The following is a 15,150-nucleotide window of genomic DNA, read 5'->3' on the forward strand; positions in this document are numbered from 1 at the left end:
ATCTTTAAATATCATCAATCAAAAACATTAGATGGTGTATATTTCCTTATAATATTTATAATTTGTTTCCCATCACTAGCATGCTTCTCTGAGTACTGTACAGGAAAAAGAGCAAAAAACATATAGTATATGGTAAAGTAACCAAATTGATAGAAAAACTGTGCTTCCGGTAACCAACCTATCATAATTAATGTATTTACAAAAAGAAGAGATGCTACATTTAACAATACACCACCAGCGTGAACGAGTATATGTGATAAGCGCGTATTTACTTTTAGTGATTCATAATGACAATAGGAATCTAAAAAATAAAACCGGTTCACTTTAATCGAGCCGAGTTTGAATAATAATTTTCCTCTCCCTAGAATTATTTCTGATCTCCCGCCAAACAAAAGAGCCATTAAATAATGACCTAATTGGTGAATAAGTGCGACTATAGGTAGTAATACAAAGAATGCCCAAAACGCAGTTATAAAATCATTCCATTCGAACATCATCTCAACTCCATCTCTACAATGCACTAATATCCTATTTTATTCGTTTTTAAACCAGACTTTTATTAATTGAATCGTTTATATTAGGAGTAGAGGAATTATATAGATTAGTTTGATAATAACGGAGGGACAAATATGAAAAACGAACAGTTAAAAGCTTTTATGAATTTAAGTGCTTTGTTAGCAGTCTGTGGTATTGTGATCGTTTTATTCAGTGGAACGATTGGGATAGCCATAGCGGATAGTTGGTTAGCTACTCAAGGTAGTGCTGACTCTTTTATTTACGAATTTAAGATGAAAGCTAATACAACGAACTTTTTAGTTATCGGAAGTATTTTTCTAGGAGTGGGTCTTGCTTCGTTTTTCTTTACGTACTATCAGGTATTTCGGATGAAAGGATGATTGTTTAATAGTATGGGAGGAAGAGTGGACATCCTCCCTGCTTCATATAAACTATTCTTTTTTCTTTCGTTTGAAAATAACTACAGATAGGATAAAGCTTATAATCAATAGAGATCCAAACCAAAGAATCGTTAACCAAGCATTGTTACCAATTGGTGTTCCGATAAGAAGTCCACGTAACGTTTCAATCAGTGGAGTCATCGGCTGATTATCTGCAAAGGCATGAAGCCAAGTTGGCATCGTTTCAGTAGGTACAAATGCGCTACTAACATATGGTAGGAATAGCATCGGAAATGTTGCGGCATTTGCCGTTTCCACACTTTTGGTAATTAAACCAATGGCTACAAACAGCCAATTGAGTGAGAACATAAATAAAGCCAAAAGTCCGATAATGCCAAGCCATTCTAAGAGTCCCGCACTTGGTCGGAATCCAATGAGGATTGCAACAAGAAAGATAACGGTTGTAGCAATTGCATTACGAATGAATCCTCCAGTTACATGACCGACCATTAAGGATGAAGGGAGGAGGGGCATACTGCGAAGACGCTCAAATAAACCACCAACCATGTCCTGTGTAACACTTATCGCTATAAGCGAACTCCCAAATCCTGCACAAGTAATGATTACCCCTGGAACAACATAATTAACATATTCGGTTCCAGTCTCAATCGCACCACCAAAAATATAGACAAACATGACCATAATGGCAACTGGTAGCCCGATAGCCATTAATAGAGACTCTGGCTCACGAAAAATATGCTTTAAGCTGCGCCCGGACATTGTCCAGCCATCTGATAAGGCCCAGTAAAATTTTGATTTACGCATGGACGGATTGCTCCTTTCTTTTTCGACTTGTGATATCCATAAAAACATCATCAAGTGTTGGTTTACGGAAGTTGACGGAGCTAGGCTCGATCCCGTGCTCATGTAATGTGTTGAGTAGCTTGCGCAAACTTTCCGGTGAGCCGGCAGGAATTGAAATACGTTGCTCTACCTCACTCACTTGCCCTTGTAAAAGTTCTGAAGCTTGTTGGAATTCTTTAGCATTATCGAAGGTTAGTTCTACTTTTTCATCACCAATCATCCGCTTTAGTTCTTCAGCGGTTCCTTCTTCTACCATTTTCCCACTATCAATAACAGCAATTTTATCTGCTAGCTGATCAGCTTCTTCCAAGTATTGAGTCGTTAAAAAGATGGTTACACCGTTCTTAGCAAGCTGTTGAATCAGGTTCCACATATTTCTTCGGCTACGTGGATCAAGTCCTGTCGTGGGTTCATCTAAGAAAATAACTTGTGGAGAAGCAAGCAGGCTAATTGCAATATCAAGTCTTCGGCGCATCCCACCAGAATAAGTTTTTACACGTTTTTTAGCTGCATTGGTTAACTCGAACTGGTCCAGCAGTTCGGCTGTCCGCTTTTTTACTGTATTGCTGCTCAAGTGATTTAAACGCCCCATCATCACCAAGTTTTCTTCTCCTGTCAGCAATTCATCTACTGAAGCGTACTGCCCGGTTAAGCTAATCTTTTGTTTAACAGATTCAGATTCACGATGCGTATCATATCCGGCAATCGTAGCTATACCGCTATCTGCCTGGATTAATGTAGCTAAGATGCGTACGGTTGTTGTCTTACCAGCACCATTTTCGCCAAGCAATGCAAAAATAGATCCACGCTCTACTTCAAAGTTTAAGCCATCTAAAACGGTGTGTTTTCCGTAGGATTTCTTTAAATTTTGAACTGAAATAATGCTATCTTTCATTTTATCACTCCTTATTGATTGACTTAATCAGTCAATTTTAAAACAAAAATAACGACTGGATTTTTTGATTGATTAAACCAGTCAATATAAAAGTATAATGAATCCCCTCAATTGTCAACAAAAAGTTTTGATGATCAAATGGAGGGGAGGTGTGAACCGGATTAACGTGTCGTAATCATTCTCAAGAAAATAGAAATTTTATGGTCCATATTTTCATGCCAATAATCGGGATCATCTGCCATTACTCCAGAAATAATGGTTAGAAATAAACCAACCAGCTCTTCGGGATTTTCTTGAATAATTTCACCAGCTTCTTGTCCTTCTATAAAGATAGGAATGAAAAATTCAACATACATCATTCCAACGTTTTTCGTAAATTCGAGTATATGGCTAGGAACGTCTTCCGTGTGTTCCAAGTGCTGGATAATACGAAATATATCGCTACTTTCATACTTGCTTGAAGAAAGGGCGAACTTCGTAAAGTTATGTATCTTCTCTAATGGAGATATTGCCATTTCTGAAAGTTCGTTAAGATATTTCTTCGTTTCATTTAACTCCATAGCCCATTCGAGGCTTTCATGTAGCACTTCTTCCTTGGATTTGAAATAGTGATAAACTAAGCCATGGCTAATTCCTGCTTCCTTAGCGATTAAACTAATTTTTGTTAGCTTAAAGCCATTTGCTGCAAAGACTTTCAGTGCAGCTCGCATAATTTGTATTTTACGTTCATTTCGGATATTTTCTAATTGGTCTTCGTTTAAAGGCGCCATCGCTATCAGCTCTCCTAAAGTGTTAGTAACATGATTCTACCATATCACAGTAAAAAGGCTAAGCAGAATTATTCCAGCATAGCCTTTTTCAATGTTATGATTTACGATCCTTCACGACTTGCTGACCGATAAGACCGATAATTAATATGATAATGGAAATGATGCTATAGTCTTTAAAAAAGCTTGTGAACGGAATATCTAGAAAAAGGAATACGGCTGTTAAAATTCGACCAAGTAATAGTATCAATCCGATAACGGTCATCCAATCAAATATTTGCTTTAACATGTGTGATCTAGCCTCCTTACTATTTGCTAATGGAAATGAAAGTTTATGGATGCTTCGTATTTCTGTTTTATAGAATTAACATAAGTATTCAGATAGCTTTTCAATATGCTATACTACGTCTAAGTGCATAAGGCTTTTTCATCGTTAACCATATAGTGAACTCTATGTTTAATATAACACGAATGAGTTAATGGGGTTGCCCCTATTCGTCAAGAAGGAGTGGGAGTATGGAGACGTGGGATATTTATGATAAGAACAGAAATCTGACGGTCAAGCAAATGAAGCGTGGGGATACATTCGAACAAGGTGCTTATCATTTAGTGATTCATGTCTGTCTATTTAATCAATTAGGAGAAATGCTGATTCAGCAGCGACAACCAGATAAGGAAGATTGGAAGAACATGTGGGATATTACCGTAGGAGGTAGTGCTATAGCAGGTGAGACCAGTCAGCAAGCTGCAGAAAGAGAAGTAAAAGAAGAAATTGGTTATACACTTAACCTTCGAAATAGGCGACCTTCTCTAACTGTCAACTTTGAATATGGATTTGATGATTATTATCTTTTAGAAACAGACTTAAACATCGCAAACCTTCCACTTCCTACTGAAGAAGTAAAACAGGTAAAGTGGGCGTCGAAGGATGACATTATCAATATGATTTCAGAGGGTTTATTTATACCTTATCATGAGCAGTTGATTGCATTGTTGTTTGATATGAGATACAACATGGGAGCGCACAACCAAAGAATAGGTCAGTAAATATAGAAAAAAATAGGCTCCTGTTACTAGAATGGATAAAAGGGCGTTATCGATTAAACGCAGGAAGGAGTGGAATTCTTGTCCCATACAATAACCGTAAGGCAGTTAAACATCGGAGAAGGTGCTCCGAAAATTTGTGTTCCATTAGTTGGTAAAACGCATGCTGAATTAATGGAAGAGGCAACGTTTTTAATGTCTTTGGATGTGGATTTAGTGGAATGGCGTGTTGACTTTTTCGAGATGGTGGAAGACATTGAAAAGGTTAAATCAGCTCTAATCGATATTCGAGAGACATTAAAGGGTATACCGCTTATATTTACGTTTCGTAGTGCCAAAGAGGGCGGAGAAAGAGAGTTGTCATCTACCGCTTATACGGCATTAAATACAACCATGATTGAAACTGGATTAATCGATATTGTTGATGTCGAGCTGTTTAATGACGAACAAACTGTGAAAACACTGATACATATTGCACATGAGAACGGAGTCTATGTTATCCTGTCAAACCACGACTTCGAAAAAACCCCGACGAAATCTGAAATTATAGGTCGTTTAAAAAAAGCGCAGGAGCTTGGGGGAGATCTCCCTAAAATTGCGGTAATGCCAAAGAGTACCGGTGATGTCTTAACATTATTAGAAGCGACAAACGAAATGAAGGAGCGCTATGTGGATCGTCCAATCATTACAATGTCAATGGCAGGAGCGGGCGTAATTAGCCGCTTGGCAGGAGAGTTATTCGGTTCTGCGATTACGTTCGGAGCAGCGAAAAAATCATCTGCACCCGGGCAGATTGATATTCATGAATTACGATCGATCTTAAATGTCATTCATAAAAATTTATAGTTTGCTAGGAGAGTCTCTTTTCTATTTTAGAAAAGAGGCTTTTTATTTTGGCAGATAAGAAAGTATAAACTTTCTTATGCTGCATAAGTGCAACTAAGGCATTCGCCTAAAGGATTCACTCCAAAGTATAAGAGCTTCTAAGAAAAATAAGCATGAAAGGTTGCTGTAGTTCACTTTCCAGGCATATTTAATAAAGGGATCTTACACCTCAGAAACATTATTCGACAAATGTTTCCTTAGGGAAAAATATTATGCTACCCCAAAAACACTTGACAATATCTAATATTAGGATTAAATTTATAACTAACAAATAAAGTTTGCCAAAGGAAAGATTAAGGGGAGGATACAAAATGAGAGGATTCGCACAAAAGATATGGGGATTGGCATTACTCACTATGATTATTCTGCTTGCTGCATGTAATTCAGAAGGTGGAGCGTCTGGTGAAACGGATGAATCAGGAGATGAAAAGATCAAGGTTTTAACAACGATTGCCCAAATAGGAGAGCCATTGTCCGTAATCGGAGGAGACCGTGTAGAAGTTGAAAGCTTAATGGGACCATCGGTGGACCCACATCTATATAATCCAACGCAAAGTGATATCGCAAAGGTAGATGAAGCAGAGGTTATTTTTTACAATGGCTTAAATTTAGAAGTGAACATGGTGAAAGTATTTGATTCGATCGGTGATTCTAAGCCTGTTCTAGCAATTGGGGATAGCCTTTCAGAAGATGCCTTATTAGATGACGAAGAAGGCGCAATTGATCCGCATATCTGGTTTGACCTTGATTTATGGGAAGCGGCATTGGATGCAGCAGTCGAAGAATTGAAGGCATATTCGCCAGATGACGCTGATTACTTTGAAGAAAATAAAACACAGTATTTTGCTGAATTAGAAGAATTAAAGCAAGAAGCGGAGAAGTTAGCGGATATTCCTGAAAGTGGGCGCGTTCTTGTAACAGCTCATGATGCATTCGGATATTTCGGTAGAATGCATGACATGGAAGTAATCGGACTCCAAGGATTAAGCACGGAAGATGAGATTGGAATCTCCGATATTAACGATACAATTGCAATTATTAAAGAATATCAAGTTCCTGCTATTTTTGTGGAAAGCAGTATCAATTCAAGTTCGATTGAGGCTGTAATTGAAGGTGCTAAAAGCGATGGTGTAGATGTTGAGTTAGGAGGAGAACTATTCTCTGATGCAATGGGTTCACCTGGAAGTGAAGAGGGCACATATATTGGAATGTACCGTCATAATATTAATACAATTTATGATGCATTAACTGGAGGAGCTGAGTAACGTGGCAACACCAATTTTACAGGTAGAAAATTTATCCGCTTCTTACCGGAAAAACACGGTCCTTCATGATATTAATTTTGAAGTGAACGCCGGTTCCTTAACAGGAATTGTTGGACCGAATGGAGCGGGGAAATCAACACTATTAAAAACGATATTAAATCTTCATCCTTCATTGACAGGATCTGTAAAATTTTTCGGTCTTCCATTTATAAAAGCCAAAAAACGGATTGGGTATGTGCCGCAACGAGGGTCTGTGGACTGGGATTTTCCAACGGATGCACTGGATGTCGTGACAATGGGACTATACGGGCAAATTGGATGGTTGAGGAGACCATCCCGTTTGCATAAAGAAAGAGCATATGAGGCATTGGACAAAATGGGGATGGCAGATTATGCGAATCGGCAAATCAGCCAGCTTTCTGGTGGTCAGCAACAACGCGTATTTTTAGCCCGAGCTTTAGTACAGGATGCTGACTTTTACTTTATGGACGAACCGCTTGCTGGTGTAGATGCTGCTACAGAGCGAGCAATCATGACGATTTTAAAAGAGCTGAAAGCAATAGGTAAGACCGTTATGGTTGTACATCACGATTTGCAAACGGTAGAAGATTACTTTGATCATGTTTTATTACTAAATCGTACCGTCATCAAACATGGAAGAACAGAGCAGATTTTTACAAGAGAAAATATCGCCAATACCTATGGAGGAAATATGCGCTGGATGGGAGAGGAAAAACGTCATGCTGTCCATTCTATTGAATAGTAATACGGGGTGGGTTCTATTGAGTACGATGACCCTAGGTATTGCTGCTGGGACAATTGGTTGTATGGCTTATTGGAAAAGACAAAATCTGATGAGTGATGCATTATCACATGCTGCATTGCCAGGAGTCGTTATTGCCTTTCTCCTTATTGGCGAGAAAAATCTGCTTATACTTATTATTGGAGCTGCAATCAGCGCTTTAATTGGTGCATTTTTAATCCAATGGATTACAACAGCAAGTCGGATTTCGGAGGATTCAGCAATGGGAATGGTTTTAGCTATCTTCTACGGTTTTGGTATCATGCTTTTAACAATAGCTAACCGATCTGCTGGGGGAAACCAGAGTGGGTTAGACGGCTTTATTTATGGGCAGGCTGCAGCGATGGTTCGAACAGATGTTATAACGATGCTGGTATTAGCGCTCATTGTTGTTTTTATTGTATTTATTGGATTTAAAGAGTGGAAGCTTTATCTCTTTGACGGGCAGTTCGCTAAAGGAATTGGACTATCACTTAAAGGCATGAATACCTTGTATACGGCAGTGCTGGTTACAACCATTGTAATTGGGATTCAAGCTGTTGGTGTTATTTTAATGGCGGCGATGTTAATTATTCCAGCAGTAAGTGCTCGCTATTGGACGCAGTCCTTTAAGGTAATGATTCTGTTGTCTGCTATATTTGGTGGACTGGCGGGAGCAACAGGAACGTTAATTAGTGCTTTAGGAAGCGGACTACCTACTGGTCCGTTTATTGTAGTGGTAGGTGCTGGATTTTTTGTTATATCGCTTGTCCTTGGAAAAGAAAAAGGTATACTAATCAATTATTTGCAATTTAAGTTGCACCAAAAGGCGCAGCAATCAAATGCTCAAACACTGAAGCAGGAGGGGTGAAGGAAATGACATATACAGCATGGATTATTTTAACTGCTGCCTTAGTAGGGCTTTCCTGCGGTGTTATCGGTGTTTTTCTTATACTAAGGAAGACGGCAATGATGGCAGATGCAATTAGTCATACGGTTTTATTAGGAATCGTAATTGCCTATATTATTACACGTGAAGTAAGTGGAACTGCCATGTTAATTGGAGGAATATTGGCAGGGGTTTTTACAGCCTTTCTTGTGCAGTGGTTGCATTCATTGCGTGTACAGCATGATGCAGCGATGGGAATCGTGTTTACCACTTTATTTGCAATTGGTGTTATATTAATTGCTACTTCAGTTGGAAATGCACACTTAGATGTACAGCATGCTTTAATGGGTGAAATTACATTTATTCCGTTTCATATGATTACATTACCGATTATCGGTGCAATACCCGAAGCAACAGCATTGTTATTGCTAGTACTAGCAGTTATTCTCTTTTTTATCATTGCTTTTTATAAAGAATGGAAAATCACTTCTTTTGATCCGGCATTAGCGGCAAGCCTTGGGATACCAGTAATACTCATGCATTATCTTTTTATGGGTCTTGTATCAGTTACAACGGTTGCTTCGTTTGATGCTGTTGGGGCGATTATGGTTGTTGCTATGCTTATTACGCCTGCTGCCTCTGCATATTTATGGACAGATAAGCTTTCGTTCATGCTTGTGCTCAGTGGTTCATTTGGGGTAGTTTCTGCAGTGGCCGGCTACTATATTGCCGCTTGGATTGATACATCGATATCAGGATCGATGGCATTCGCAACCGGTTTGGTATTTATGATTAGCTTTATTTTTTCACCGAAGCACGGGTTAATTTCAAGACGTGTGCGACCAGCTGAAACAATGTAAAAGAGGCGCTTCTCTGAGCGCCTCTTTTATGGTTTTTGGAGTGATTGCCCCGGCGTTATGCTCGTCTATCCAGCCCACTCCAAGGGTTTAAACATTGTCCTGAATTTATTTTTTTCTCTAGTACGGCTCTGCATCATGCCCTTTATCAATTGCTTCTTTTACCGCTTTTCCAGCATCCTTCGCACCAAGTGGATGCATTTCTTCAGCAGATTCCATCATCGTGGAGCTTGTTTGTTTGCTCGCTTCAGCTATGCCTTCACGTAATCGGCGACCATATTGTTCATCTGCTTGTTCTGCTAATGCGATCATTTTTTCCTGAATTTCCTTTTTACAAGTTGAAAGATCGCCAACAAGATTGGAAATTAATTCGTCCTTTTCCCATTGTTCAAATCTACGATAAGTTTCTCCTGCTTGTTTTGTATTATCGTTTCGGTCAATTGATTCCCGAACGAGATTCCCTTCAATTTTTGGCGTGAATTCTTTTCCTGTTTGCTCCGCTTCTTTTAATCCACCTAAGCTCGATGGCTCATAGTTCACATGCGGGTTCTGTCCTGGTGCTTTATCATCGTGGTATCGTAATTGCCCACCCTCTTGATTAGTCGCCACTCGCTTTTTCGCAGCATTAATTGGTAGTTGTAAATGGTTTGCGCCTGTACGATAACGCTGTGTGTCAGAATAAGAGAACGTTCGACCTTGAAGCATTTTATCATCAGAGAAATCAAGACCATCAACTAGAACACCAGTACCAAAGGAGACTTGTTCTACTTCATTAAAGAAATTTTCTGGGTTTTTATTTAACACCATTTTTCCAACTGGTAACCATGGGAATTGATCCTCTGGCCATAGTTTGGTATCATCGAGCGGATCAAAATCTAATTCAGGATGTGGCCCATCCTCCATGATTTGTACGAACATTTCCCACTCCGGATAATCACCATTTTCAATGGATTCATACAAATCCTGTGTCGCATGGTTGAAGTTCTTGCCTTGTATTGCTTCTGCTTCTTTTGACGTTAAATTTTTGATCCCTTGCTTTGGTTCCCAGTGGTATTTTACGAGAACCGCTTTACCTTCAGCATTTACCCATCTATAAGTATTTACACCAGATCCCTGCATCATCCGATAGTTTGCTGGAATTCCCCAGGGTGAATAAATAAATGTCACCATATGAAAGGACTCTGGTGAATTGGAGCAAAAATCAAAGAAGCGCTCACTGTCCTGAATATTTGTTACTGGATCTGGTCGAAAGGCATGGATCATATCTGGGAATTTCATAGCATCGCGGATAAAGAAAATCTTGATATTGTTTCCAACTAAATCCCAGTTACCATCTTCTGTGTAAAATTTGACTGCAAATCCACGTGGATCACGTACTGTTTCCGGTGAGTGCACACCATGAACTACCGTCGAAAAACGTACAAAGACAGGTGTTTGTTTCCCCTTTTCCTGGAAAACCTTGGCTCGTGTATAGTTCGATACTGGGTCAACTCCGGCCGTTCCATACGTTTCAAAGTAACCATGTGCACCTGCTCCGCGTGCATGAACAATTCGTTCGGGAACCTTTTCACGATCAAAGTGGCTAATTTTCTCAATAAAATCATAGTTCTCAAGTGTCGCTGGACCACGGTTGCCAACGGTTCGGATGTTTTGGTTGTTTGTGACAGGGTGCCCTTGGCGGGTAGTTAACGTATCATCATGTTCAATATTTGTCTGGTGTTTTTCATTTGATGGATCTTTACCCATTAATTATCTCCCTTTCTTCATGTTTTTTCCAAGTAAAGTTTAACCACCATTATCGTGCCCGATTACTATAAAATTAATCAGATAATAGAAAAGGAACTGTGGTGATTTTGAAGCTATTTAAATTGGTAAGAAGCTAAATGAAATATTCAGGGTAATTGCTTTGCTCAATAGCACTGTATTTGTGAACAACATCAGCCAATTCATTACGAACATCAGCATTTATTTCACAAACTTCAGCCTTTATAGCCCAAATATCAGTATTCACCAGCGCGAAGGTTGCTCTAATGCGTTAACCTTAGTATCTTAACGATCCCTGCTTCTGCTTTTCGTACCCACGAACAGATTAAATTCACAAAAAATAATTAGTGTCATATGCCTTTACCAGCATGCATATACCATGAAAAGTGGTACAATAAAGTACGTATTGCTTGGTATAGAAAGGAAGATTCATAGATGACAACAAAGGTGAGTGAACCTCTTATTACACCTTTACATGACCCGTGGGAAGCTTATATGGATGTAGAAGAATATGGTGAAATGACTTTATCGAATATCGAATTTACAACAACCAACATGTGTAATATGCGCTGTGCTCACTGTGCGGTAGGGTATACGCTGCAAAGCAGTGATCCAGATGCGCTGCCAATTGAGTTGCTTATCAAGCGCTTGGATGAAGTTCCGAAGCTCCGCACACTAAGCATTACTGGTGGAGAGCCGATGATGAATAAAAAGATGGTTCGTAACTATGTTGTTCCTTTACTTGAATATGCACATCGCCGTGGTGTGAAAACGCAGATGAACTCTAATTTAACATTGCCATTCGAGCGCTATCAGGAGATTATTCCGTATCTTGATGTGCTGCACATCTCTCATAACTGGGGAACTGCTGAGGAGTTTGCTCAAACTGGATTTGCGATGATGGAGCGGAAGCCAACGCTTGAAAATCGGAAAAAATATTTTGATCGTCTAGTAGAAAATTCGCAACGCCTCTCGGCAGAAGGTGTCATGGTGTCAGCAGAAACGATGTTGAACAAGCGAACCTTTCCTTATTTAGAACAAATTCATGATCATATTAATGAAATGGGTTGTTCAAGACACGAGGTGCATCCAATGTATCCGGTCGACTTCGCGAGCACGATGGAAACATTAAGTCTCGATGAAATGCGTACAGCAATTGAGCGCCTTTTGCAGCATCGTAATCCCGATATGTGGATGTTATTTGGTACATTGCCGTTTTATGCTTGCAGTGCTAACGAAACGGACTTGGAATTGCTTAAGCGTCTATCTAAAGAAAAAAATGTGACCGTTAGAAATGATCCAGATGGACGTTCGCGTTTAAATGTAAATATTTTTACTGGTGAAGTCATTGTGACAGATTTCGGTGACGAGCCTTCCTTAGGAAATATACAAACGACGCCTTTACAGGAGTCATATAAGCGCTGGATGGAGACACAAACGGCTAAAAGCTTAAACTGTCACTGCCCTGCAGTAAAGTGTCTAGGGCCAAATGTTTTAGTGAAAAATGCATACTATCCAGATATTGATTTTCAGAAACGAAAAGCAATGATTACCTATTAATTTGTTTCTTAACAATGACTTTTCTACAAATAAACTCTGCTTTTAAAGTAGGGTTTATTTTGCTTTACAATCCCCTCAAAAACGATTCGTACGCCAAGAAAGGTAATCGCCCTTCACTTAAAAGTAATCCTATTCACCAATAATCGGATGTTCCCCCCACAAAAAGAGGTCTGCTAAACAAAATTATCGAAATATAGCTAAACTTTTAACTTGAATTTTTTATTGTAGGCTTTACAATGAATAATAACTTAACAGTATTTTCTAAATTAGGGGGATAGTCTTATGCCGATTAGAATACCGGCGCAATTACCGGCGAAGGAGATTCTGGAGCAGGAGAATATATTTGTAATGGAAGAAGAGCGTGCGGTTTCGCAGGATATTCGACCTCTGAATATATTAATCTTAAATTTGATGCCTGAAAAACAAAAAACAGAAGCACATCTTCTTCGTTATCTTGGGAACACGCCGATCCAGGTAAATGTATCATTTTTAAAGATGACCACACATGATTCTAAAAACACGAGTAAGTATCACTTGGACACCTTTTATAAGCCGTTTTCTGAAATCAAGGAGAAGCGTTTCGATGGAATGATTATAACAGGCTCTCCCGTTGAGCATCTTCCATTTGAAGAAGTGGATTACTGGGAAGAATTACAAGACATTATGAATTGGTCGAAAGAGAATGTGACCTCGACACTGCATATTTGCTGGGGAGCTCAGGCCGCATTGTATCATCATTATGGAATTAATAAACATGAACTACCACAAAAATGCTTTGGCATTTTTGAACATGAAGTTTTACAGCCGAACGAGAATCTCGTTCGAGGATTCGATGATTATTTTCTAGCACCACACTCCCGGTATACCGATATTTCATATGAGGAGATCGCAAACCACCCAGAGCTCCAAATTCTGGCCCATTCCGATAAAGCGGGTATTTTCTTGATGGGATCTAAAGATGGCAAAAACATTATGGCAACCGGTCATCTGGAATATAGTGCAACTACATTGGCAGAAGAATATCATCGGGACCATCAAAGAGGCATTCAGACGCAATTACCCGAAAACTATTTCCCAAATGATGACCCAAAAGAAACACCATTACATCGTTGGAAGAGCCATTGTAGTTTATTGTTCTCAAACTGGCTTAATTATTATGTCTACCAAACAACACCATATGAATGGGATTGATCAAAAGACATTCCCGATTAAAGAGTTGTACATTCCTTGTAAGAGGTGCTGCAGCTCTTTTTATTTTGACAACAATTCTACATATAAATGAAAGAAAAAATAGGATATACTATGGGAATAGATTGATTCGGAGGTAGTAACATGTTTTGGGATGGAATTTTTACATACGATAATTTAACCCATGTTGGAATAAGTGCTGGTATTTTTCTGCTCTTTCTTTTATTAAGGAAGCTGTTTACGAAATATATTTTTTCCATATTGCTTAAGGTTACTCAAAAAACGCGAGCAGACTTTTTCACGACTATATTTTTGGCTTTTGAAAAGCCGGCACAATGGCTGTTTATCATTATAGGACTTTTTATTGCAATGATTTATTTTCCGTTTATAGGTCATACGAATGAATTGTTTTTAAAAATAATCCGATCTTTCATTATCATCATGATTACTTGGGGGCTTTATAATTTAGCATCCTCATCATCTGTGTTTTTTACAAAGATGAATAAAAAATACCAATTTGATATGGATAATATACTCATTCCATTGCTGTCAAAAGCAATTCGATTTATCATTATAGCAATTAGTATTACCGCAATTCTTCAAGAATTTGATTATGAAATAAGTGGATTTATTGCTGGCCTTGGCCTTGGGGGATTAGCGATTTCGTTAGCTGCAAAGGACGCACTTGCCAATATGTTTGGTGGAGTTGTAATTATTATGGAGAAGCCTTTTCGCATCGGGGATTGGATTATGACACCGAGTGTAGAAGGTACCGTTGAAGAGATAACGTTTAGGAGTACAAAAATAAGAACCTTTACAGATGCTTTAGTGACCGTGCCAAATGCGACACTGGCTAATGAAACCATTACGAACTGGAGTAAGATGGGGAAGAGACAAATTTCCTTTGATGTACGATTTCCTCCTGATACGCCAAGCGAAAAATTGCAGGACTTTATTAGGCAGATGGATTATCTATTGAAAAATCACCCTGGAGTCGATCAAGAAACGATTCTTGTAAACTTTGATAAATATGAAGCAGATGGCTTGGATGTCTTTCTATATTTCTTTACAAAAACAACGGTATGGAAGGAATACTTAGAAATAAAAGAGGAAATCAATTTTAATATTCTCGATTTACTTAAAGACGAAGCATCGATTGAGGTGGTGGAGCATACCCCGGATGAACAGTCAGAAATAGAGGGAAATCAACGTGCAGATGTAAAGTTAAGAGATGAATCATAGCCGACACATCGTAATAATTGTAGGAGGTTTTTATGCTAATCGATTACATGCTTGTATTTATTGCCGCTTCTGTTCCATGGTTAGAGGTAGGCCTCGTGGTGCCTTTGGGGATTATTCGTGGACTATCACCATTTTGGGTGATGTTGTTAGCTTTTATCGGTAATTTATGTATTTTAGGCGAGAAGACTTCATCCTCAACGTAGTAGGGTGGAGATGAATCGCCTTCGGACAAGGGGGAGCTCTAGCTATCTCA

General features: G+C 38.9%; 17 protein-coding genes. 11 read left to right on the forward strand and 6 right to left on the reverse strand.

What is annotated here, in order from left to right; genetic code table 11:
- Window positions 1–14: 14 nt before the first annotated feature.
- On the reverse strand, window positions 15–494 hold the full coding sequence (locus tag F1560_RS17875; RefSeq protein WP_149476008.1) for a hypothetical protein: 480 nt from the start codon (window positions 492–494) through the stop codon (window positions 15–17).
- Window positions 495–629: 135 nt separating this feature from the next.
- On the opposite strand from F1560_RS17875, the gene F1560_RS17880 reads away from it, so the two are divergent.
- Window positions 630–896 (forward strand): hypothetical protein, encoded by a 267-nt coding sequence (locus F1560_RS17880; protein WP_149476009.1) that lies wholly within the window; start codon window positions 630–632, stop codon window positions 894–896.
- A gap of 51 nt (window positions 897–947) precedes the next feature.
- Here F1560_RS17880 and F1560_RS17885 read toward each other — a convergent pair whose 3' ends face one another.
- The 4 genes from F1560_RS17885 to F1560_RS17900 all read right to left on the reverse strand — a co-directional run bounded on the left by F1560_RS17885 (window position 948) and on the right by F1560_RS17900 (window position 3,711).
- Window positions 948–1,721: an ABC transporter permease gene (locus F1560_RS17885; RefSeq protein ID WP_149476010.1), complete on the reverse strand. Its 774-nt coding sequence runs from the start codon at window positions 1,719–1,721 to the stop codon at window positions 948–950.
- Window positions 1,714–2,655: an ATP-binding cassette domain-containing protein gene (locus tag F1560_RS17890; protein ID WP_149476011.1), complete on the reverse strand. Its 942-nt coding sequence runs from the start codon at window positions 2,653–2,655 to the stop codon at window positions 1,714–1,716. Before F1560_RS17890 ends, F1560_RS17885 begins: the two co-directional genes overlap by 8 nt.
- A gap of 161 nt (window positions 2,656–2,816) precedes the next feature.
- Window positions 2,817–3,425, reverse strand: a complete 609-nt coding sequence (locus F1560_RS17895; protein WP_149476012.1) for a TetR/AcrR family transcriptional regulator — start codon at window positions 3,423–3,425, stop codon at window positions 2,817–2,819.
- 94 nt (window positions 3,426–3,519) lie between these two features.
- On the reverse strand, window positions 3,520–3,711 hold the full coding sequence (locus tag F1560_RS17900) for a hypothetical protein (protein WP_149476013.1): 192 nt from the start codon (window positions 3,709–3,711) through the stop codon (window positions 3,520–3,522).
- A 227-nt stretch (window positions 3,712–3,938) separates the two neighbouring features.
- Between F1560_RS17900 and F1560_RS17905 the strand changes: the two genes are divergently transcribed.
- The 6 genes from F1560_RS17905 (at window position 3,939) to F1560_RS17930 (ending at window position 9,146) form a co-directional block, all read left to right on the forward strand.
- Complete coding sequence (locus tag F1560_RS17905) at window positions 3,939–4,469, forward strand: NUDIX hydrolase (protein ID WP_149476014.1); 531 nt, start codon at window positions 3,939–3,941, stop codon at window positions 4,467–4,469.
- A 78-nt stretch (window positions 4,470–4,547) separates the two neighbouring features.
- Window positions 4,548–5,312: a type I 3-dehydroquinate dehydratase gene (gene aroD, locus F1560_RS17910; RefSeq protein WP_149476015.1), complete on the forward strand. Its 765-nt coding sequence runs from the start codon at window positions 4,548–4,550 to the stop codon at window positions 5,310–5,312.
- Window positions 5,313–5,662: 350 nt separating this feature from the next.
- A complete protein-coding gene (locus F1560_RS17915) occupies window positions 5,663–6,616 on the forward strand; it encodes a metal ABC transporter solute-binding protein, Zn/Mn family (RefSeq protein ID WP_149476016.1) in 954 nt (317 codons plus the stop codon).
- 1 nt (window position 6,617) lies between these two features.
- Window positions 6,618–7,379: a metal ABC transporter ATP-binding protein gene (locus F1560_RS17920; RefSeq protein WP_281292657.1), complete on the forward strand. Its 762-nt coding sequence runs from the start codon at window positions 6,618–6,620 to the stop codon at window positions 7,377–7,379.
- Window positions 7,357–8,268 carry a metal ABC transporter permease gene (locus tag F1560_RS17925; protein WP_149476018.1) on the forward strand — a complete coding sequence of 304 codons (912 nt, stop codon included), beginning with the start codon at window positions 7,357–7,359 and terminating at the stop codon, window positions 8,266–8,268. Before F1560_RS17920 ends, F1560_RS17925 begins: the two co-directional genes overlap by 23 nt.
- A gap of 5 nt (window positions 8,269–8,273) precedes the next feature.
- The gene (locus F1560_RS17930; RefSeq protein WP_149476019.1) at window positions 8,274–9,146 is read left to right on the forward strand and encodes a metal ABC transporter permease; all 873 of its coding nucleotides are present in this window, start codon (window positions 8,274–8,276) and stop codon (window positions 9,144–9,146) included.
- Window positions 9,147–9,263: 117 nt separating this feature from the next.
- On the opposite strand, the gene F1560_RS17935 is transcribed toward F1560_RS17930, so the two are convergent.
- The gene (locus tag F1560_RS17935; RefSeq protein ID WP_149476020.1) at window positions 9,264–10,889 is read right to left on the reverse strand and encodes a catalase; all 1,626 of its coding nucleotides are present in this window, start codon (window positions 10,887–10,889) and stop codon (window positions 9,264–9,266) included.
- A 453-nt stretch (window positions 10,890–11,342) separates the two neighbouring features.
- On the opposite strand from F1560_RS17935, the gene yfkAB reads away from it, so the two are divergent.
- The 4 genes from yfkAB (at window position 11,343) to F1560_RS22220 (ending at window position 15,100) form a co-directional block, all read left to right on the forward strand.
- Entirely contained in the window at window positions 11,343–12,467 is a 1,125-nt protein-coding gene (gene yfkAB, locus F1560_RS17940; protein ID WP_149476021.1) for a radical SAM/CxCxxxxC motif protein YfkAB, read from the forward strand.
- 282 nt (window positions 12,468–12,749) lie between these two features.
- On the forward strand, window positions 12,750–13,658 hold the full coding sequence (gene metA / locus F1560_RS17945) for a homoserine O-acetyltransferase MetA (protein WP_149476022.1): 909 nt from the start codon (window positions 12,750–12,752) through the stop codon (window positions 13,656–13,658).
- Window positions 13,659–13,799: 141 nt separating this feature from the next.
- On the forward strand, window positions 13,800–14,897 hold the full coding sequence (locus tag F1560_RS17950) for a mechanosensitive ion channel family protein (protein WP_149476023.1): 1,098 nt from the start codon (window positions 13,800–13,802) through the stop codon (window positions 14,895–14,897).
- A 32-nt stretch (window positions 14,898–14,929) separates the two neighbouring features.
- Window positions 14,930–15,100: a hypothetical protein gene (locus F1560_RS22220; protein ID WP_187773764.1), complete on the forward strand. Its 171-nt coding sequence runs from the start codon at window positions 14,930–14,932 to the stop codon at window positions 15,098–15,100.
- The last annotated feature ends 50 nt before the right edge of the window (window positions 15,101–15,150 follow it).

Source organism: Oceanobacillus polygoni (assembly GCF_008304605.1).
Lineage (GTDB): Bacteria > Bacillota > Bacilli > Bacillales > Amphibacillaceae > Oceanobacillus > Oceanobacillus polygoni.

Bases quoted from the DNA above. Each gene is read 5' to 3' on its own strand.
- F1560_RS17875 (WP_149476008.1), bottom strand. From the start codon at position 494: ATGTTCGAATGGAATGATTTTATAACTGCGTTTTGGGCATTCTTTGTA.
- F1560_RS17935 (WP_149476020.1), bottom strand. From the start codon at position 10,889: ATGGGTAAAGATCCATCAAATGAAAAACACCAGACAAATATTGAACAT.
- yfkAB (WP_149476021.1), top strand. From the start codon at position 11,343: ATGACAACAAAGGTGAGTGAACCTCTTATTACACCTTTACATGACCCG.
- F1560_RS17905 (WP_149476014.1), top strand. From the start codon at position 3,939: ATGGAGACGTGGGATATTTATGATAAGAACAGAAATCTGACGGTCAAG.
- F1560_RS17915 (WP_149476016.1), top strand. From the start codon at position 5,663: ATGAGAGGATTCGCACAAAAGATATGGGGATTGGCATTACTCACTATG.
- F1560_RS22220 (WP_187773764.1), top strand. From the start codon at position 14,930: ATGCTAATCGATTACATGCTTGTATTTATTGCCGCTTCTGTTCCATGG.
- F1560_RS17925 (WP_149476018.1), top strand. From the start codon at position 7,357: ATGCTGTCCATTCTATTGAATAGTAATACGGGGTGGGTTCTATTGAGT.
- F1560_RS17930 (WP_149476019.1), top strand. From the start codon at position 8,274: ATGACATATACAGCATGGATTATTTTAACTGCTGCCTTAGTAGGGCTT.
- F1560_RS17900 (WP_149476013.1), bottom strand. From the start codon at position 3,711: ATGTTAAAGCAAATATTTGATTGGATGACCGTTATCGGATTGATACTA.
- F1560_RS17880 (WP_149476009.1), top strand. From the start codon at position 630: ATGAAAAACGAACAGTTAAAAGCTTTTATGAATTTAAGTGCTTTGTTA.
- F1560_RS17885 (WP_149476010.1), bottom strand. From the start codon at position 1,721: ATGCGTAAATCAAAATTTTACTGGGCCTTATCAGATGGCTGGACAATG.
- F1560_RS17895 (WP_149476012.1), bottom strand. From the start codon at position 3,425: ATGGCGCCTTTAAACGAAGACCAATTAGAAAATATCCGAAATGAACGT.
- F1560_RS17950 (WP_149476023.1), top strand. From the start codon at position 13,800: ATGTTTTGGGATGGAATTTTTACATACGATAATTTAACCCATGTTGGA.
- F1560_RS17890 (WP_149476011.1), bottom strand. From the start codon at position 2,655: ATGAAAGATAGCATTATTTCAGTTCAAAATTTAAAGAAATCCTACGGA.
- metA (WP_149476022.1), top strand. From the start codon at position 12,750: ATGCCGATTAGAATACCGGCGCAATTACCGGCGAAGGAGATTCTGGAG.